A 20,050-nucleotide genomic window follows, 5' to 3' on the forward strand; every position below is an offset into this window, starting at 1 on the left:
GTATCAGGTACTTAGTTTGTACATTTTTCATGCTTAACTAATTTAGGAGAAATGTCATCTAAATAATTCATCCTCAAGCCACTTTATCGCCAATTCGAGGGATTGCTCATAACCTTGTGTAATTGACTTAGCTTTGATTTTCTTCGCTTTTCCGTAATCACTGTAAATAGCAACCAGTTGATTATCCATTGGCGGTGAAACCGGGTCGCCTTCCAGAGCCAATGCCAAGATAGGAACACTGGTTTTACTGTTTGACAGCAAACCTTGTACCTTGAGTGACCACGCCATCAACTGCCCAGAAAGGCTATTGATATCGACCGCCCCTTTACCAAGGCGCGAAGCCAACACATCTAGATGCATTTTAGGCATCTGCTTAAGTTTGTCTGCATGAACAAAGATATCGTGAATTGGCGCGCCTAAAGAAATACACGCTTTAATCTTATGTTGCTCGAGGAAAGATAATCTCACCATCGCATTGCCACCGAAGCGGAAACCAAACAAGCCGACTTTGTGGTGATCGACCCATGGGATGTTAGGCAATTCATTCAGCACTGCTTGGTGAAGACAAGATGAGTCTTCTGTTAACGGCCAATGTGCACTGTGCCCTATTGATGGCATGTCTACCGTTAACATAGCAATGTTCTTAGGTGCTAAATAATCCCTAAACAGGCGCCACATATCGGTTTGCAAGCTATCTAGACCCGCGCTGACAATCACAACCGGTTGTGGTTTATCTGTCTTGGTTAGATGCAAGTTCGCTTTGATCTTCTTGTTTTGGTATGGAATATCAATCTGCTTGACGATCAACTTAGTGTGCTTGATCGCTTCAGAATACGCTGCGTTGGCCAACACTTGAGCCTGAGCTGCCAAGTTGTCGTTCTTGAGGTGTGGGTAACCCGCAATACTGAAGCACAACGATGCGGAAAATAGCTCTTCAGCCATCTCTTCACCATTCTTCTCATTAGAACGATTTTGATGCTGCATACCCAGCTTGGTCCATTCGTATGCCCAGTTACCACTTCGGTAACCCATGACCGTATCAAGCCACTCATCGGTTGTACGAGAGTTATCTGATGACGCGATGCGAGCCAATACCGCTTCCTGCTCTATTGGATTAACGCCTTGCCATACCCACTGAAGACGTCTTAGGTTTCGATACCATGATGAGTTTTGCTGTTCACGTTTCTCATCCAATAGCGCTTCAGAGCTTGGCATGTATTGTGTCAACATTGAGGTCTCTTTCGCTTGCTTGTGCTTTACAAACAAAGTTTCCGAAAGGTTCGAGCTCGTTTTTTCTGGTTCAGACATTGGGATACTTAATAAGAAATGGTTGTCACTAATAATATAAAAAAAAATGACCCTATAAAGGGTCATTTCTCAAAAAACTAAGTTTACGCTTATTTTGACTTGCGATTTACTGGCTCTACGTAGCTTAGGCTAGTATCCCAAGGTTGCTCAATCCATGTGTCTTGAGCGATATCAACAATGTACTCGTCTAGCAAATCAGCGCCAGATGGTTTTGCACATACAGCGATCAGTTTCGCTTTAGGGTACATTTCGCGAAGCTTACGTGCAGTGTCACCACTATCAACCAAGTCTTCAACGATTAGGAAGCCTTCGCCGTCACCTTCAGGTGCTTTAACTACTGTCATATCACGTTGGTGATCGTGGTCGTAGCTAGAAATACAAATCGTATCTACGTGACGAATACCTAGCTCACGAGCCAAGATTGCACCAGGAACCAAACCACCACGGCTTACTGCCCAGATGCCTTTCCACTGCTCTGCTGGCATTTGCTTTTCAGCAAGTTGACGGCAGTAAGTCTGCATGTTGTCCCAAGTGATAACGAATTTGTTGCTCATAGTATAAAACCTAATAATTTTGTCATGTTATTAGAGGCTATTTCAAACATAGCCTCTTCAGCGATTAAGCAGAAATCTAGACGATTAAGCGAAAATGTATTTAAGAATAAAGATAGCCGACATTACCCACACAGCAGGTGAAACGTCGCGACCTTTACCACTTAGCAGCTTAATTGCAGCGTAAGCGATGAAACCTAGTGAGATACCCTCAGCGATAGAGTACGTCAGCGGCATAAGCAGACATGTTACCACGACTGGTGCTGCTTCCGTAAGATCACGCCAATCAATGCCAACTAGGCCAGACATCATCAGAATTGCTACATAGAAAAGTGCACCTGATGTTGCGTAAGCCGGAATCATACCTGCAAGTGGCGAGAAGAAAAGAGCCAGTAGGAATAAGATACCAACAACAACAGCCGTTAGACCGGTACGGCCGCCTTCAGCAACACCCGCAACACTCTCAACATAAGAAGTAGTATTTGATGTACCTAGCAGTGCACCAATAGATGTTGCTGTAGAGTCAGCAAGCAGTGCTTTGTTCAAGCGAGGTAGTTTGCCGTCTTCTTTGATTAGGTTTGCTTTCGTTGCAACACCAACCAGAGTACCCGCTGTATCGAACAAATCGACGAACAAGAACGCGAATACCACTGAAATCATACCGATTTCAAATACAGCAGAGAAATCAAGCTGCATGAATGTAGGAGCAAGGCTTGGTGGTGTAGACATGATGCCGCCGTATTGAACGTCACCAATAACAATGCCAAGAGCTGTGATAGCTAGAATCGCAATCATTACTGCCCCTTTCACGCCACGGTGAACAAGAGCAATCGTTAGGAAGAAACCAAGTGAGCCTAGGATAGGAGCAATCGCGGTAATGTCGCCCAGTGAAACTTTAGTTGCTGGGTTAGAAACAACGATGCCTGCATTGCTAAGCGCAATAAACGCTAGGAAAAGACCGATACCTGCAGAGATACCAACACGCAGAGACATAGGGATCGAGTTGATAATCCATTCACGGATCTTAAAGATGCTTAAGAAGATGAAGATTACGCCTGATACGAAAACCGCTGCCAGAGCAACTTGCCACGTATAACCCATACCCATTACAACAGCGTAGGTAAAGAATGCGTTCAAACCCATGCCTGGAGCTTGAGCAATTGGGTAGTTAGCAACAAAGCCCATGATGAAACAGCCAATAGCAGCCGCTAAACAGGTTGCTACAAATACAGCGCCATGGTCCATACCAGCATCAGCTAGAATCATTGGGTTTACAAAAATGATGTAAGCCATTGTTAGGAAGGTTGTTAGACCTGCGATGATTTCAGTGCGCACATTGGTGCCATTTTCACTGAGTTTGAATAGCTTTTCGAACATTATCGAATCCTATAAGGGTAAAAAGTAAACGGTTGCGTAATCGATTGGCTGTGGATTATAAAGTTATCAAATAACAAATTCCAGATAGAATTAAGGCTCTAATCGATATTTATCAGAATGCCGTATGAAACAAAGCGATTAAAAATGAAGATATCATCGATAAATAACCATTAAAAACAAACAATTAACAACAATAGACTCACTAAAACTAGTTGGTTGTTTTTTCTACCATCGGTTATTTTCATTGATAATCTAGCCAGTAAATTCTGAATTCAAACTCACAATAGTTATGTATTTTTCAACAGGATCAGTAATAAGGCGCAAATTGATATTTCGGCGTTTAAAAAACAACCACGCAGAACAGCAAGGAAAGTGACAAGCGAAAGCGGTTTGGAAAAGTAGCAGGCAAAAAAAACGCCACTCAAAACTGAGTGGCGGTAGAATCTGTCAACCAAAAGGGCTGTAAAAGAATTCCAATATATAGGGGTGAACAAAACTGTTCGAGTTACATGCTTACGGTATTAGTAACCAAAGCTTGTAGGGTATGCAAAGTTGCTAGTGTAAACAGAGCTGTTAATCCAGAACATTGCAGATGGTAAACCTTTCATAACTATCACCTTAATAAATCAATAAAAAACGAATTTGATTTCTCGGTTCCTTGGAGGCGATAAAACGGACTCATCCTTTGAGCATTTACTCTTCACCTCAGAAGTTGGTTATTAATATACCCTAAAGAAAAAAGATTACAAGTATTTTTTGCTATACGTCACATTTTTGGCCATTTACGGTTATTTTGCAAACTTATTTTGTAATAAAATTACAAAATAGAATTAAACAAACGTTTGCCTACTCCATTTATAAGCATCAAGGCGCTTAGCTGTAATCAGATGGACAAGATCGCTTTCAAAATTTGAGCTATTTGAGGTTTAGAACCGCTACTCGTCAAAACGCTCAAGTGGTATGCTGTTGCCATCAAAACAGACCCATATTTTAGATTTTTGTTCTAGGTTTTTCCCCATACAAAACCTAAATATATGGTTATTAAATAAAAAAGGAGTCATCCGTGTCTGAATTCCATTCTGAGATCAGTAAATTATCCCCTGCCCCTATCTGGCAGTTCTTCGATAAGATTTGCTCAATCCCACACCCTTCTAAGCATGAAGAAGAGCTTGCTCAATACATTATTGCTTGGGCAACAGAGCAAGGCCTAGATGTACGTCGTGACCCAACGGGGAACGTATTCATCAAAAAGCCAGCAACGGCGGGTATGGAAAACAAAAAAGGTGTAGTGCTACAAGCTCACATCGATATGGTTCCACAAAAGAACGAAGACACAGTTCATGACTTTGCTAAAGATCCAATTCAACCATACATTGATGGTGAGTGGGTTACAGCTAAAGGCACAACGCTTGGCGCTGATAACGGCATGGGCATGGCTTCTTGCCTAGCGGTTCTTGCTTCAAACGAAATCCAGCACGGCCCTATCGAAGTTCTACTAACAGTAGATGAAGAAGCAGGCATGACTGGTGCTTTCGGTCTTGAAGCGGGTTGGTTAGAAGGCGATATCCTTCTTAACACCGATTCAGAGCAAGAAGGCGAAGTGTACATGGGTTGTGCTGGCGGTATCGACGGCGCAATGACATTTGAAATTGCTCGTAATGCGATTCCAGCTGACTTCGTAACACGTAAGCTAACGCTAAAAGGCCTAAAAGGCGGTCACTCTGGTTGTGACATCCACACAGGTCGTGCAAACGCAAACAAACTGCTTGCTCGCTTCCTAGCGGGTCACGCAAAAGAGCTAGACCTTCGCATCGTCGAATTCAAAGGTGGTAGCCTTCGTAACGCGATCCCTCGTGAAGGTTTCGTAACGGTTGCTGTTCCTGCGGCAAACCAAGAAAAACTGGCTTCACTATACAACTACTACACTGAGCTGCTTTCAACAGAGCTAGGTAAAGTAGAAGACAGCATCGTGACTTTCAATGAAGAAGCTTCTGTAGAAATGGGCGCACTTGCGTCAGCAGACCAAGCTCGCTTTATCGCTGCACTTAACGCATGTCCAAACGGCGTGATTCGTATGAGTGACGAGATTGAAGGTGTTGTGGAAACGTCTCTAAACGTAGGTGTTATCACAACAGAAGAGAACTCAATCACAGTACTTTGCCTGATCCGCTCTCTTATCGATTCAGGTCGTAGCCAAGTAGAAAGCATGCTTCACTCTGTTGCTGAACTAGCAGGCGCTAACATCGCGTTCTCTGGTGCTTACCCAGGTTGGAAACCAGACGCAGATTCAGAAATCATGCATATCTTCCGCGACATGTACGAAGGTATCTACGGTCACAAGCCAAACATCATGGTTATCCATGCTGGTCTTGAGTGTGGTCTATTCAAAGAACCTTACCCGAACATGGATATGGTTTCTTTCGGCCCAACCATCAAGTTTCCGCACTCTCCTGATGAGAAAGTGAAGATCGACACCGTTGAGCTATTCTGGAACCAAATGGTTGCATTGCTTGAAGCGATCCCAGAAAAAGCTTAATTCGATAAGCTATGTTTGTTCAGTAAATGGTGTTTTACAGTAAACACCGTTTATCTGAGACAAAATAAAACAGGTACTCAATGAGTACCTGTTTTTGTATCTAATCTTTGTAGCTACTACTTGTGACTAAATAAACAATTAAGCGCGTGAAGCCGCGTAGCTTTCTAGCTCATCAATTGAAGTTTGTGCCACAACTTCGCCATCGATGAAGTACGTCACCATCTCGCCATCACGAACACCGATTAACGTCGCACGCTCACCAGACTGGTAAGTAATGTCCATTTGGATCGTGTTTTCATCAATCTGCTGCATTTGACCTTTTTCGATCACATCTGCACTCGTGATAGGACCCACTGGCGCTTCCGTTAGAGACGGATCAAGTTGGTGGTTGATGTCTAGGTAAGTATCAGTCTTAGTATCAAAGATGTGCGGAGCACCTGTTAGTGGGTTGCTACCAGTCCAGAACTCTAGTGAGTTGAATACTAGGTAATCGGCAGCAACTGTTAGACCGTATGCAGGTGCAAATAGCATGTTCAAACCACCACGAGCGTAACGGTTATCAACAGCCTTGATGTTGAACTTCATTAGGTAACCCGTTACTGCGTTGCTACCAACACAGCCAGATAAAGCAACAGATACCACCGCTAGTGCTACAACTTTTGAAATTGTTTTTTTCATTTTGATCTCAATATTTGAATTTGGCCGCCAAAAAATGGCGGTGGATAATACCAACGAACTGAATGACAAATATCAGCTCTAAGTTAATGTATTGTCAGAAAATTCAAAATTTTAAACACCCTTCAATTAGCCAGATAAAAAACTGAAACCAATTCAGAAGCCCCTTCATAAAAAACTTTTGTCGTCACCGTAAAGCGATTGATTCGTACTAAAAATCAACGATTGCTACATTCCGTGTTAACGAATTATCACCATGTTGAGAACAACCTAAATGGCAAGACTAAAACCTAATCAACCATTCGAATTACTTGGTTATACTGTTCAGCCAGGACAGCGAATGGAGATTGAACTGCAAGCGGCTCAGCTTTACACGCATTCTCCACTTTCGATCCCGATTGAAATTATTCACGGTCGCCAAGCAGGCCCAACACTGATGGTAAATGCGGCTATCCACGGCGATGAGCTAAACGGTGTTGAGATTGCACGACAACTGACCAATGCGATTGATCCAAAGAAACTGAAAGGGACATTAATTGTTGTGCCTATCGTTAACGTATTTGGCTTTATCCATAAATCTCGTTACCTACCAGACCGTCGTGACCTAAACCGTTGCTTCCCTGGCAGTGAGAAAGGATCGTTAACATCACGTATCGCTTACACCTTCTTTGAGAACGTGGCAAAGCACTGTGATTACATTCTGGATCTACACACGGGCGCGATTCACCGTACCAATCTGCCACAGATTCGTGCAAACCTATCGAACCCTGAGACACTGCGCATCGCAAAAGCGTTCGCAACACCCGTGATTATTGATTCTCCACTGCGCGACGGTTCACTGCGTAGCGAAGCGGAAAAACTGGGTATTCCTGTATTAACTTACGAAGGTGGTGAAGCGCTGCGTTTTGATCACCTCGCGATTCGTGCGGGTTACCTTGGCGTGCATCAAGTGATGAAAGAAATCGGCATGCTGCGCCCTAACCGTAAGAAGTTACCAGAGCCAGTATTGAGTAAATCCACCAGCTGGATCCGCGCTGAATCAGACGGTATTTTGCGTAACATGGTAAGACTTGGCGAACAGGTTGAAGCAGGACAAACCCTTGCTTACATCAGCTCTCCATTGGGTCACCAAGAAGGCCAAGTGATCACAACCAAAGGCGGTATCGTGATTGGTCAGCAAACTCTGCCTTTGGTCAACGAAGGTGATGCTGTGTTCCACATCGCTTACTTCAAGCAAGACGATGAAGAAGTAGGACAATCAGTAGAAAGCTACATTGAAGAAGTGGCAGAAGACGATTGGCTAACTGCACTGAATAACTGATCAGACAATGCTTAACAGTTTAAGAGCTCGACGTTAAAAGCGAGAAGCCAAACCGAGCTCTTAAACACAATAAAACAGAACTCCACAAACTAAAAAGCCCCAAAACACTTTTAACTCGAAAGAAAAAAGTTGTATCGGGGCTTTTTTTTCACAAATCCCTTATCTTAAAATTAAGGGATCTATAAATTAGTCATGCACTGAATTATTCAGCGTCTTGTTGCTCTTCTGCACGAGCTTTAGCGCGCGCTTCACGTGCTTGCTCAGCTTTAAGCTCTTTAGTGTGACGTAGTTCGTCACGCTCTTTACGTTGCTCTGATTTACGCTCGTTACGTTCAGCTTGGTTAGCGATGAAAGATGCTAGCTCTTTCTCTGCCCACTCTTGTGCTAGAGCTTCAGTTTCGAAACCAGACTCACGCTTAGATACTGTAGTGCTGCGAGACGTTACTTGACGAGTAATCTCTGCACACCAACCGTTGCGTTTTTCTGTAAGGCGGATATCAAATTTTTTGTTCTTAGACATGTTCTATTTTTTCCTAAGGGAGATCATTAAGGGATCGGTCAACTTTGATAACTCCATCTAAGTGAGCATCTTTTAACACCATCCCTTGGTAAGCGCGGTATTAGAGCACAAATCAATGAATATTGCTGCAAATATTTGCAGCGGATCACACTCCAATGCTGCAAATCGTTTGCGCCTAATTTCAATCGGTTCATAACTCTCGGTTCACCATCAACTTCTATCCTATTTTATCGATAACAATGAAATGAACTATGCTCAAACAGAGATAAATGAAAGAGATACCTGCTTGCTCAGGTTTATAGACTCTACTGTCTCACCTACTCCGCTCATAATTAAAATAGCTAAGGAGTTGCTATGGATAGCTTCATCAAAAATTTACCCAAAGTTGAGCTGCACTTACATATAGAAGGCACATTAGAGCCAGAGCTGATGTTCCAACTCGCCAAGCGTAATAACCTGTCGATTCCCTTTGAGACCCCAGACCAAGTTCGAGACGCGTACCAGTTCCACAATCTTCAATCCTTTCTCGATATCTATTACCAAGGTGCAAACGTACTGATTCATGAACAAGATTTCTACGACCTGACGTGGGCTTATCTGTTGAAGTGTCAGCAAGATAATGTGGTTCATACTGAGATCTTCTTCGACCCTCAGACTCACACTGAACGCGGCATTGACTTTGAAGTCATCGTTGGCGGGATTACTCGAGCTTTGAATCAAGTGGAGCAAGAGCTTGGTATCAGCAGCCAACTGATCATGTGCTTTCTGCGCCATCTTGATGAAGACAGCGCTTTTGAAACGCTTAAACAAGCCCTTCCCTTTAAAGATAAGATTATTGCCGTTGGACTAGATTCATCAGAGCAAGGCAACCCGCCGGAGAAGTTTAAACATGTCTTTCAAGAGGCGATCAACCAAGGGTTCCTGACCGTAGCGCACGCCGGAGAAGAAGGCCCAGCACAAAATATTATCGACGCATTGAGCTTATTAGGCATTACCCGAATTGATCATGGCGTTCGCTGTGTAGAAGATGAGGATCTGATGGAACAGCTAATAGCAAAACGCACACCTCTAACAGTCTGCCCGCTATCGAATACCAAGCTCAAGGTGTTTGAGACCATGCAAGAGCACAACATCGTCGAGTTGCTGAGAAAAGGGCTGTGCGTCACCATCAATTCCGATGATCCGGCTTACTTCGGCGGCTATATGAATGATAACTTCCTCGCGGTCGCCAATGCTCATCCACTGACGAAAAACGAATTAGCACAATTCAGTATTAATGCCATCGAAGCCAGTTTCATCTCGCCTCACGCCAAGGAAGATCTCATCACACAGGTACGTCAATATCTTGCTGCGAATACTTAATGAGTTATCAAGATCAAAAAGGGAAGCTCTGAGCTTCCCTTTCTGTATCAATTGATAATTAATTGGCTTAGCCCGGGTGACCATCCACTCTTGGCGTTAACAGCATCATGCCGAACTTCCAGATAAACAGCCCGAACGCTAACGTCCATAAACCGGCGCTGATGTTGACCATCTCAAATAAATACGCCGGGAAGAATGTCACACCTAAACTACGAACGAGTGCCGCGATAAATATAGCCGAGAACGCCAAAGCCATACTTGGCCCTTTATAGATAGCACGGCCAGTATGTCCCATTGTCACGCGCGTGATCATCGCCAGAATTAACCCACTCAAACCGCCAATCGCAAACAGGTGCAGCATGTTATGGCTCGCGAACGGGTTATCTAGCAAACCGCGTAACAGCAAGCTGAGAGGGATACATAGGTAAGCCGCATGCAGCGACCACACCAAGGGTTCTGATAGTGTTGTCCAAGGCTTCCAGCGGATAAAGCGCACCAACTGTGTCACACCTGCAAATACCATCAACTCATTGCCGACTTGAGCAAAGGTCAATGGGAAGAAGCTCAACACAAATAAGCCAACCAAAGGTAGATTGGCTAACCATTCCAACCAAACCAAGGGCTGCGCTTTTTCGAAATCAAAACGACGCGCTGTGAAGAATGGGATTACTCGCCCACCCATCACTGATAAGAGCAAGGTAAACCACCACAACATAGCCTGCCAAACTGCAGACGATGGGAATGGAGGCATCCCCTTAATGGTCGCGTAACTAGCAAAGTTCGCCACGATAGCCAATATAAACAGTGGCACAAAGAATAGATTCTTCCAGCCTTTCGACTTCACGACTCGGAAACCAATTTCGTAGGCGGCGAAGATTAAGAACAGCGCCTCAACCGACGAGATCAGCCATAACGGAGCGGGTGTCCAAAACAGAATACGAGGTGCGAGCCACAAACCGACTAGCGCAGCTAATCGATAATGCTTGGTGCCATTGACACCCGTCCACGTTTGTACTGCCGTTAACACAAAACCGACCACTATCGCCATTGAGAAACCAAACAGCATCTCATGCACGTGCCACCACAGTGCGGGAACTTTTAAAATCTCAGGCTGACCGTTTTGGAACATGATGACCCAAGCGACAATCGCGATCACTGCATAGAGACTGCCTAAAAAGAAGAAAGGTCGAAAGCCTAAACGCAGGTAGGCTGGAATCGCGTCTTCTACACTTTTATCTGTGATATTTAACAAACTCGCTCCTAATTCTCAGATAAGCGGCCAAGGTATTACCTAAACCAAATTTTGTGTGCATCAAATCCGATGCAATATGCAGATCACATTGCATGAAACGCGCCAATTAGATAAAACCAGTAAAAACAGCGACTCACGAGATTCAATAGCCAATAAATAAGTCAGAAAAACACAACCAAAAGAGTCATAAAGACACATACATGTATAAATAGAAACTTACTGACTTTTGGTATCTCGCCACATATAGTAAGACTAGACTTAAATGGAACAACTCAGACAAGGAATGCGATGTATATTTTTGGTTATGGCAGTTTAATCAACTCATCTTCACGTCAGCTTACCGGTCAGACAGGGCAAGCGATCCCTGCGATTGTTCATGGCTTGATTCGCCATTGGAGCAAGATCGATGACAGCTATGTCTTATCCCCTTTGATCGTCAATCTCGGCGAAGGACAAGTGAATGGTGTGTTGCTTGAGGTGGATGATATTGCACTGGCTGAGTTTGATCGCCGTGAGCGTGGTTATCACCGTATCGAATTAAAGGCCTCTCAGATAGAAAGCCAAGATGAATTCAAACAGGATCAACCGATCTGGGTTTACATCAAAGACGAGATTGAAGCACCTTGCGAAAACAGCCCTATCGTTCAAACCTACGTCGATACTGTATTAGCAGGATGTTTAGAGGTGTCTGAAAGCTTTGCGGCGCACTTCGTTAAACACACACAAGGTTGGCATCACCCATTAGAAAATGATCGCCACCAGCCTAAATACGGCAACCTTGCTGGGGTTTCCGATCACCATCACAGTGTGATTGATGGCTTGATACTAACTGTACGCAGCTAGTTGATTTAGGTTGGTGAACACATTGACTCACCAACCTAAAGTGAGCTTAAACGACACGAATACCTGCTGGCATCGCACGTTCAGGTGTTAGCAATACACTTTCAGATTCATCTTCCGTTTCTGCACAAAGCAACATGCACTCAGAAGTGTGGCCTCTCATCTTCGCCTTCGCTAGATTGCACAAAACAACAACCTGCTTACCCATCAACTCTTCTTCTGTGTAGTAAGGGACTAGGCTGGTCACCGTTTGCAGTGTCTTGTCACCAACATCCACTTGCACTATGTAAAGCTTGTCGGCGTTTTCATGACGCACAACCTCAATGATCTTACCCACACGCATTTCTAACTTAGCAAAGTCACCATAAGAGACAGTATCCATTTCTCACTTCCTATATTGGTTTATTTTCACTCATTAAATCATTTACTAAAATTAAGTAAAATGTAAATGTTTACACTAGCATTAAGCCTAATAATTACAAGCGGTAAAGATCTCATTACTGGAAGTAAAATGAGAGTTTCGTTGCCTTACTATCATTGTCGGTGTTAAATAGATGAAGCAATGTATAGAGGTTAAAAATGGCAACAATTAAAGATGTAGCAAAGGAAGCTGGTGTTTCTGTTGCAACCGTATCTCGAGTGATCAACAAGTCTCCCAAGGCGAGTGCAAGCTCGGTAGAGTCTGTAACTAAAGCGATGTCTAAACTTGGCTATCGACCGAATGCCAATGCTCGAGCGCTGGTAAGCCAAAGCACGAACACTGTTGGTGTATTGGTCGGTGACATCTCCGATCCCTTTTTTGGCACGCTGGTTAAGGCTGTCGACAATGTCGCTCGTGAGAACGGAAAACATATCCTTGTCGGTAATGGCTCGCACGATCGTGAAGAAGAGAGACAAGCGATTGAATTGCTGATTAACAGCCGTTGTGACGCCCTGGTGATCCACTCTAAAGGCCTCACCGACGAAGAACTGATTGCCTATGCAAAAGAGGTCAAAGGCTTAGTACTGATCAACCGTTATATTGCTGAGATTGCCAACCACTGTATTTTCTTAGACAACAAAAAAGGTGCGTATCTTGCGACGGAATATCTGATCCGCCATGGCCATAAGAACATTGCCTGTATCGCCTCATCGCATAGCATTGAAGATGCCGATGAGCGTATCCAAGGTTACTTAGCGGCACTCTCAGATTACAAAATAGCGCTCTCTGACAGCTATATTGAATACTCAGCGCCGACCAGTGACGGTGGCGAATACGCCATGACTAACCTTCTGACTAAGTCACTGCCAATCACTGGCATTGTGGCGTACAACGATTACATGGCAGCTGGTGCTTTGTCTGTCCTTGATGAAAACGGTATTCAAGCGCCAGACAAAATGTCGATCATCGGTTTCGATGATGGTTTGATTGCCCGCTATGTTCATCCAAAGCTCACCACTATTCGCTACCCGATTCAGATGATGGCAGAGAAAGCGACACGACTCGCGTTGCACTTAGCCAAAGGTGAAAACACCTCAACTGAACCAATGATGTTCTCTCCAACTCTGGTACGCCGTAATTCGGTAGAGAAAGTCTAGGTTCTGGTCGACTCATCAAGCAATAAACAAAAAAAAGCCCTAACAGAATCGCTTCTGTTAGGGCTTTCCTACCTTACTCAGATACTCAACAATTGCGCTTAATAAACCGCACTCTTGTTGAGCGCCACTTTTGCTCATCCCCCAAGAACAACGCGATAATTCACATCGTCCTATTCACAAACAAAAGATATTGACGTAACCGCTTTGAGCTAGAGCGTACTAGTTTGAAGAATCCCCCGAAAATTCAAACTGGTAACAGGTACTGTAGTTATATTCTTGTTCAGGCTTGAGAATACAACTGTCCTGCTTCCACTCTGGGTGGTTAGGAGAGTCAGGTAAGAACTGGGTTTCTAGCGCCAAACCAGCGTAGTCTTCATAGCTGCCACCACTTCGGTTTGGTGTGCCACCAAGCCAGTTTCCGGTGTATAGCTGCATCGCAGGTTTGGTTGAAAATACTTTTAGTGTGACGAGCGCATCCGGTGAGGTTACGGTCGCGGCGCATTGAGTGCGTTTGCAGCCATCAGCCAATAAGAAAGAGTGGTCGTAACCCTTTGCTGCTTTCTGCTGTTCATCGCCCAACAAACGCTCTGAGATCATCATAGGCTGATTGAAGTCAAAGCTGGTCGATTTCACTGATTTAAGGTTACCTAACGGAATACCCACCGAGTTGGTCGGTAAGAACTGATTAGCATTGATACTGACAATGTGTGACAAACAATCGTGTCCAGCTTCAGCGCCAAGTAGATTGAAGTACGCATGATTCGTTAGGTTGACTACAGTCGGCTTGTCTGTGGTTGCAGAGTAATTAATGGACACTCGATTGTCTTCGGTGATGTCATAACGTACCGACACATTCAAATTCCCCGGGAATCCTTGGTCGCCATCAGCAGACTCTAGACTGAACACCACTGACGTTTCGGTTTGCTCGGCAATATTCCAACGGCGTTTATCAAATCCGTTCGGGCCACCATGTAAGGTATTGCCCGCTTGGTTGGTTTCCAGCTTGTAATTCTGACCATCAATTTTGAAACGACCATTAGCAATGCGGTTAGCATAACGGCCAACGGTTGTGCCCATATAGCTGGCTTGTTTATCGAAGTTCTCCATTGAGTTAACACCCAACAACACTTCTCTTTTGTTTCCCTTTACTGGCAGGATACAGCTCAACCATGTTGCACCAATATCCATGAATGTCACTTGAATCCCATGCGTATTTGATAGCGTCACTAACTGAGCGGGTTGGCCATCATAGGCTGGAGTCTGCGCCATGGATTGATGCAGGTTTTGCTCTTGTGTCATTCTAAATTCCTTCTAGTGCCAGTAAAAAGCCTCTACCTGAAGTAAAGGCTTTAGCATTTGGCCTACCATGATCTTTTTACTTGGTAAGCTCTATATTAAGTCTCGAAGCCGTTAGATTACTTCAACTAAGCCTGCTCCGTCTTTCGCTTGGCACACATAAATAGATTCTTTTAGCCCCGTCGCCGCTTGATATTTCTGTTCAACGGTTGTTTTGATTTCATCAACCAATGCAGGTGGAACCAATGCCACAATACAACCACCGAAACCACCGCCAGTCATACGCACGCCACCTTGTTCACCGATCACTTCTTTGACCATATCAACCAGCGCATCAATCTCTTTCACCGTGATTTCAAAATCATCACGCATTGATGCATGCGATTCAGCCATCAACTCGCCCATACGCTTCATATCATGAGTGCGTAGAGCTTGAGCCGCTTCAACAGTACGGTCATTTTCAGTAATCACGTGACGAGCACGTTTCGCGACCATTTCATCCAATTCAGACTCTTTCGCTTTGAATTGCTCAATGGTCACATCACGAAGTGCCGGAACACCAAAGATGCGCGCCGCTTCTTCACACTGTTCACGACGTGTGTTGTATTCGCTGTCGACTAAGCCGCGTTTCTTGTTTGAGTTAATGATAACCACAGCCATATCTTCTGGCATTGAAACCGCTTGAGTCTCTAGGCTACGACAATCCAATAGCATCGCATGGTTTGCACGACCTTCTGCAGAGATCATTTGGTCCATGATGCCGCAGTTACAGCCAACGAACTCGTTCTCTGCTTGCTGGCCGTTCAATGCTACTTCTGCTTGAGTGATCTCTAAGTTGTAAAGCACCTTAAATGTCTGACCAATCACCACTTCAAGTGCCGCAGAAGAACTTAAACCTGCACCTTGAGGTACGTTACCCGTTACAGAGATGTCTGCACCTGTAAATTCAAAGCCGCGACCTTTTAAGCACTTCACCACACCACGAATGTAATTAGCCCACATCTTGTCTTGTTGGAATGTGATCTCTTGAGTTAAATCGAACTCATCGACTGCATTACCGTAGTCCACTGATACTACGCGAACAATGTTGTCGTCACGCTTAGCCGCGGCGACTACCGTTTGGTAGTTAATGGCACACGGTAGAACAAAACCATCGTTGTAGTCAGTGTGCTCGCCGATCAGGTTCACACGACCTGGTGCTTGGATAATATGAGTCGCTTGGTAACCAAGGACTTGCTCAAAAGATGCTTTCACGTTTTGGATTAGGTCAGACATAAGTAAACTCTCTGGTTAAACTCTTTGTTCAATTGGTTATGGCCCTTCACGGCACCACTTTAATTCTTTTAGATTCCCTATATCGTTCGTCTCTCACGGTAGGGAATGACAACATCAGCGACTAAACTTCTATACTTCTATACTTCTAAGCTCTTAAACTTATGGGCTTCTCACCTGTCGTCATTCCAGAATCGAGGGACGAGATATCAGGAATCTCACTCGTTATCTACGAAACAGGCTATTCCTGATCTTTATAGTGAACGTCACTCAAATCACGAAGACGCTGCGCCGCTTGTTCTGCGGTTAAATCACGCTGAGACTCAGCCAACATTTCGTAGCCCACCATGAACTTACGAACCGATGCGCTGCGTAGTAGCGGCGGGTAGAACAATGCATGCAGTTGCCAGTGATCGATGTCCGTACCTTCTTCGAAGAACGGCGCATAGTGCCAGCCCATTGAGTAAGGGAATGAGCACTGGAACAAGTTGTCGTAACGACTAGTCAGCTTCTTAATCGCAAGCGCTAGATCATCACGTTGTTCGTCAGTCAGTTCGCTCATACGGCGGATGTGTGTTTTTGGTAGCAACATGGTTTCAAATGGCCACGCAGCCCAATAAGGCACCACAGCGATCCAATGTTCAGTTTCAACCACAGTGCGAGAACCGTCTTTCATTTCAGATTCAACGTAATCCACTAAAAGATTCGAACCTTGTTGTTCAAAGTACTCTTTTAACAGTTTCTCTTTGCGTTCAATCTCGTTGGGCAAAAAGCTGTTTGCCCAGATCTGACCGTGTGGGTGTGGCTGAGAACAGCCCATGGTCTCGCCTTTGTTTTCAAACGCTTGAACCCATAGGTAGTCTTTACCTAGCTCTTCAATCTGTTCATTCCATGTGTCGATAACACCGCGAATCTTGTTTACTGGTAACTCTGGCAGCGTTTTGCTGTGGTCCGGAGAAAAACAGATCACGCGGCTCAACCCGCGAACACCTTGAGTCTTGAATAGAGGGTTTTCAGACTCTGGAGCGTCAGGCGAATCGGGCATCAAGGCCGCGAAATCATTACTGAATACATAAGTGCCGTCGTAATCTGGGTTTTCGTCGCCCGAGATACGCGTATTGGTCGGGCACAAGAAACACTCTTTCTCATACGCAGGAAGCTGCGCGGTCGATGGTTTTTCATCTTGGCCACTCCAAGGACGTTTTGCTCGGTGCGGTGATACCAAGATCCACTGACCCGTTAATGGGTTATAACGACGATGCGGGTGGTCTACTGGGTTAAATTCAACTTTTGACATGTTTAGATTGCTCTCAAATTTTGTGTCTTGGTCAATTCACCAAGATGAATAATTCTTCTACAAGGAGATCCCCTATTACGCTCGTGCCTCGCTGTAGGGAATGACGTGTAATCTCGTTGTGCTATTTGTGCAAAGGCAACCACTTCATAGCCTTATGCTCATCCGTCATTCCAGAATCGAGGTGCGAGATATCTGGAATCTCTATTTTTTCAATAATTTAAAAGTTATTTAGTAACCTTGTGGGTTATTCGACTGCCAATTCCACGTGTCCGCCGTCATCTCCATCACGCTACGCGTCGCCTTCCAGCCAAGCTCGCGCTCTGCTTTTTCAGTACTTGCCCAACATTCGGCAATGTCACCAGCGCGGCGTGGACAAAGTTCATAAGGAACCGGTTTACCCGATGCTTGTGCGAAGGCTTCAACCATCTCGAGTACACTTGAGCCTTTGCCCGTACCTAGGTTGTAAATGTGTAAGCCCGCTTTCTCACCAACCACTTTTAGTGCTGCGACGTGACCGTCCGCTAAATCCATTACATGAATATAGTCACGAACGCCTGTGCCATCGACTGTTGGGTAATCGTTTCCAAAAACAGCCAGTTTTTCACGGCGACCGACGGCTACTTGAGCAATAAACGGCATTAAATTATTTGGGATACCTTGTGGGTCTTCACCCATAGTGCCCGATGGATGTGCGCCGACTGGATTGAAGTAACGCAGTAAAGTCACGCTCCAATCGTTCTCCGCGTTGAACAGATCGCTCAAGCACTCTTCCACCATATATTTGCTGCGACCATAAGGGTTAGTTGTCGCGCCGGTCGGTGAAGTTTCAGTAATCGGCACTACTTCCGGGTCGCCGTAAACGGTAGCCGAAGAACTAAATACGATGCTTTTCACGCCCGCTTTCTTCATGCTTCGAGCTAACACTAGTGAACCATTAACGTTGTTATCGTAGTACTCCAAAGGCTTAGCCACCGACTCCCCTACCGCTTTCAGGCCAGCAAAGTGAATCACCGCTTGGATATCGTTTTCTGAAAACACGCCATCTAGAAAAGATTGGTCACGAATGTCGCCAAGATAAAACGTTGGTCGCTTGCCAGTTAACGATTCGATTCGTTTCAGCACTAGCTCTTTGCTGTTGCAAAGGTTATCAACAATGATCGGCTCCATACCTGCCTGTATCATTTGAATGCATGTATGACTTCCGATGTAACCCATGCCGCCCGTAACCAGTACTTTCACAATCAACCTCTCTTTGTCGTCATTCGTGGGCTAACTCGAACTGACATTCAGCTCAGTAGCACCGTATGTCAGAAATAGTAGCAGCCATTTTGACTATAATTCTGTGATCAAAACCACGAAGTGTAAACGTTTACACTAACTTTCATCATTGGAACTGATCATGACATAGAGAGAACGTATAGCTGTTAACCTCTAATTCATTGAATTTTAATAAGATAATTATAGACAGTTAGATTTGAGACATCACAGATGAGTTGAGCATTTATTTTACTAAAAGTTAATGCAATGACGTCCAGTTTGATTACAATAGGTCTGTAGAATAAAGAGGTGCATTGCTTTTTTACTAAATACCAATTTCAAAGCAGCGCAATGTTCCAATAACAGGAAGTGAGTATGGCAACGTTAAAAGATATCGCGACTGAAGCGAATGTATCATTGGCTACAGTTTCAAGGGTTCTCAATGAAGATCCAACATTAAGCGTCAAGGAAGAGACCAAAAGGCGTATCTTTGAAATTGCAGAGAAGTTGGAATACAAAACCAGCAGCTCACGAAAAACCGTTAGCAGTAAAAAACAAAACCATCACTTTCTAGCACTGTATAACTACAAGCAAGAAGCAGAGGTTAACGACCCTTACTACCTATCGATTCGCCACGGGATTGAAACCCAATGTGAAAAGATGGAAGTTAAGCTAACCAACTGTTATGAAAGTAAAATACAGATCAATTCAGCACCAATCACAGGTGTTTTGTTGGTGGGTAGAATGACACCAGAGGTTATCGAGCAAGCTAAAAAGCTGAGCGATAATATCTGTTATGTCGATTTTACCGATCACTCAGAACCTTATGACTCTGTCGATATCGACCTGGCTTTGATCAGCAAAGAGATCACCAACTTCTTTATCAACCAAGGCTATGAGCGCATCGGCTTTATTGGTGGCCAAGACGACGTCAATACCCCTGATATTCGTGAAGTCGCTTTTGCTGAATATGGTGGCCTCAAGAACGTTGTCAGTGAGCAAGACATCTACCGTGGTGACTTCTCTAGCTCATCAGGTTACAAGCTTGCAAAACAGATGCTCGCGACGGGCGACTACCCTAAAGCCATGTTTATTGCGTCAGATTCCATCGCAATTGGCGTTTTACGAGCAGTTCATGAGCACGGATTAAACATCCCTGAAGATATTGCGCTGATCAGTGTAAACGACATCCCAACAGCTAAATTTACCTTCCCATCTTTATCAACGGTTCGTATTCACTCTGAACTGATGGGAATTCAAGGCGTTAACCTGCTGATTGAAAAAGTACGCGACGGCCGAACCATCCCGTTACGCGTCTATGTACCAAGCAAACTTAAGCTGCGCGATACAACAAAATAATTAAACATATCAAGTACATAAATAAAGGCTACCTTTGTTGAAGGTGGCCTTTTTTGTGCCCGTCACATACATCAATCGACACATATCTCCCTCTTTAACCTACTGCGTAAATCAGCCAATAGCATTCTTTTAAGTGGATCACACAGCACCGTAAAAAGACCAAAAAAAACGTGATGAAGTTAAAGTAAAACGTTTTCACCAATTTCATTTAGTAAAACTTTTACTAATAATTACCTCAGTCCAAAAATA

17 protein-coding genes are annotated in these 20,050 nt (G+C 44.3%); 6 read left to right on the forward strand and 11 right to left on the reverse strand.

Annotated features, from left to right (window positions below):
- Positions 1–54: 54 nt before the first annotated feature.
- The 3 genes from frsA to AB4585_RS06965 form a co-directional block, all read right to left on the reverse strand.
- Positions 55–1,308 (reverse strand): esterase FrsA, encoded by a 1,254-nt coding sequence (gene frsA / locus AB4585_RS06955; RefSeq protein ID WP_372169453.1) that lies wholly within the window; start codon positions 1,306–1,308, stop codon positions 55–57.
- Between the two features lie 89 nt (positions 1,309–1,397).
- Positions 1,398–1,862 carry an oxytetracycline resistance phosphoribosyltransferase domain-containing protein Tet(34) gene (gene tet(34), locus AB4585_RS06960; RefSeq protein ID WP_009847475.1) on the reverse strand — a complete coding sequence of 155 codons (465 nt, stop codon included), beginning with the start codon at positions 1,860–1,862 and terminating at the stop codon, positions 1,398–1,400.
- Between the two features lie 84 nt (positions 1,863–1,946).
- The gene (locus AB4585_RS06965) at positions 1,947–3,236 is read right to left on the reverse strand and encodes an NCS2 family permease (RefSeq protein ID WP_017060789.1); all 1,290 of its coding nucleotides are present in this window, start codon (positions 3,234–3,236) and stop codon (positions 1,947–1,949) included.
- 1,063 nt (positions 3,237–4,299) lie between these two features.
- On the opposite strand from AB4585_RS06965, the gene AB4585_RS06970 reads away from it, so the two are divergent.
- A complete protein-coding gene (locus tag AB4585_RS06970; protein WP_017060790.1) occupies positions 4,300–5,772 on the forward strand; it encodes an aminoacyl-histidine dipeptidase in 1,473 nt (490 codons plus the stop codon).
- 138 nt (positions 5,773–5,910) lie between these two features.
- On the opposite strand, the gene AB4585_RS06975 is transcribed toward AB4585_RS06970, so the two are convergent.
- Positions 5,911–6,450, reverse strand: coding sequence for a DUF3332 domain-containing protein (locus AB4585_RS06975; RefSeq protein ID WP_017070352.1), 540 nt, complete (start codon positions 6,448–6,450; stop codon positions 5,911–5,913).
- A 271-nt stretch (positions 6,451–6,721) separates the two neighbouring features.
- Here AB4585_RS06975 and AB4585_RS06980 point away from each other — a divergent pair, with 271 nt between their 5' ends.
- Positions 6,722–7,768 carry a succinylglutamate desuccinylase/aspartoacylase family protein gene (locus tag AB4585_RS06980; protein ID WP_017060792.1) on the forward strand — a complete coding sequence of 349 codons (1,047 nt, stop codon included), beginning with the start codon at positions 6,722–6,724 and terminating at the stop codon, positions 7,766–7,768.
- Between the two features lie 202 nt (positions 7,769–7,970).
- On the opposite strand, the gene AB4585_RS06985 is transcribed toward AB4585_RS06980, so the two are convergent.
- Positions 7,971–8,288 (reverse strand): DUF3622 domain-containing protein, encoded by a 318-nt coding sequence (locus AB4585_RS06985; protein WP_017069509.1) that lies wholly within the window; start codon positions 8,286–8,288, stop codon positions 7,971–7,973.
- A 354-nt stretch (positions 8,289–8,642) separates the two neighbouring features.
- On the opposite strand from AB4585_RS06985, the gene AB4585_RS06990 reads away from it, so the two are divergent.
- Positions 8,643–9,650 carry an adenosine deaminase gene (locus tag AB4585_RS06990; protein ID WP_017060793.1) on the forward strand — a complete coding sequence of 336 codons (1,008 nt, stop codon included), beginning with the start codon at positions 8,643–8,645 and terminating at the stop codon, positions 9,648–9,650.
- 67 nt (positions 9,651–9,717) lie between these two features.
- Here AB4585_RS06990 and AB4585_RS06995 read toward each other — a convergent pair whose 3' ends face one another.
- A complete protein-coding gene (locus AB4585_RS06995) occupies positions 9,718–10,902 on the reverse strand; it encodes an NnrS family protein (protein WP_050619970.1) in 1,185 nt (394 codons plus the stop codon).
- A gap of 288 nt (positions 10,903–11,190) precedes the next feature.
- Between AB4585_RS06995 and AB4585_RS07000 the strand changes: the two genes are divergently transcribed.
- A complete protein-coding gene (locus AB4585_RS07000) occupies positions 11,191–11,745 on the forward strand; it encodes a gamma-glutamylcyclotransferase family protein (RefSeq protein ID WP_017060795.1) in 555 nt (184 codons plus the stop codon).
- Positions 11,746–11,791: 46 nt separating this feature from the next.
- Here the strand turns inward: AB4585_RS07000 and AB4585_RS07005 are convergent, their stop codons facing one another.
- Positions 11,792–12,124 (reverse strand): tRNA-binding protein, encoded by a 333-nt coding sequence (locus tag AB4585_RS07005; RefSeq protein WP_017060796.1) that lies wholly within the window; start codon positions 12,122–12,124, stop codon positions 11,792–11,794.
- 197 nt (positions 12,125–12,321) lie between these two features.
- Here AB4585_RS07005 and AB4585_RS07010 point away from each other — a divergent pair, with 197 nt between their 5' ends.
- The gene (locus AB4585_RS07010; protein ID WP_017066816.1) at positions 12,322–13,320 is read left to right on the forward strand and encodes a substrate-binding domain-containing protein; all 999 of its coding nucleotides are present in this window, start codon (positions 12,322–12,324) and stop codon (positions 13,318–13,320) included.
- A 219-nt stretch (positions 13,321–13,539) separates the two neighbouring features.
- Here the strand turns inward: AB4585_RS07010 and galM are convergent, their stop codons facing one another.
- The 4 genes from galM to galE all read right to left on the reverse strand — a co-directional run bounded on the left by galM (position 13,540) and on the right by galE (position 18,424).
- Positions 13,540–14,619 carry a galactose-1-epimerase gene (gene galM, locus AB4585_RS07015; RefSeq protein WP_017063325.1) on the reverse strand — a complete coding sequence of 360 codons (1,080 nt, stop codon included), beginning with the start codon at positions 14,617–14,619 and terminating at the stop codon, positions 13,540–13,542.
- Positions 14,620–14,730: 111 nt separating this feature from the next.
- Positions 14,731–15,891, reverse strand: coding sequence for a galactokinase (gene galK, locus AB4585_RS07020; protein WP_372154706.1), 1,161 nt, complete (start codon positions 15,889–15,891; stop codon positions 14,731–14,733).
- Between the two features lie 238 nt (positions 15,892–16,129).
- Entirely contained in the window at positions 16,130–17,185 is a 1,056-nt protein-coding gene (locus AB4585_RS07025) for a UDP-glucose--hexose-1-phosphate uridylyltransferase (RefSeq protein WP_065584017.1), read from the reverse strand.
- 228 nt (positions 17,186–17,413) lie between these two features.
- On the reverse strand, positions 17,414–18,424 hold the full coding sequence (gene galE / locus AB4585_RS07030; RefSeq protein ID WP_371720860.1) for a UDP-glucose 4-epimerase GalE: 1,011 nt from the start codon (positions 18,422–18,424) through the stop codon (positions 17,414–17,416).
- A gap of 393 nt (positions 18,425–18,817) precedes the next feature.
- On the opposite strand from galE, the gene ebgR reads away from it, so the two are divergent.
- Positions 18,818–19,801, forward strand: coding sequence for a transcriptional regulator EbgR (gene ebgR, locus AB4585_RS07035; protein ID WP_017069515.1), 984 nt, complete (start codon positions 18,818–18,820; stop codon positions 19,799–19,801).
- Positions 19,802–20,050 lie beyond the last annotated feature (249 nt).

This window comes from Vibrio sp. 10N.222.49.C9, from assembly GCF_041474985.1.
GTDB lineage: Bacteria > Pseudomonadota > Gammaproteobacteria > Enterobacterales > Vibrionaceae > Vibrio > Vibrio crassostreae_C.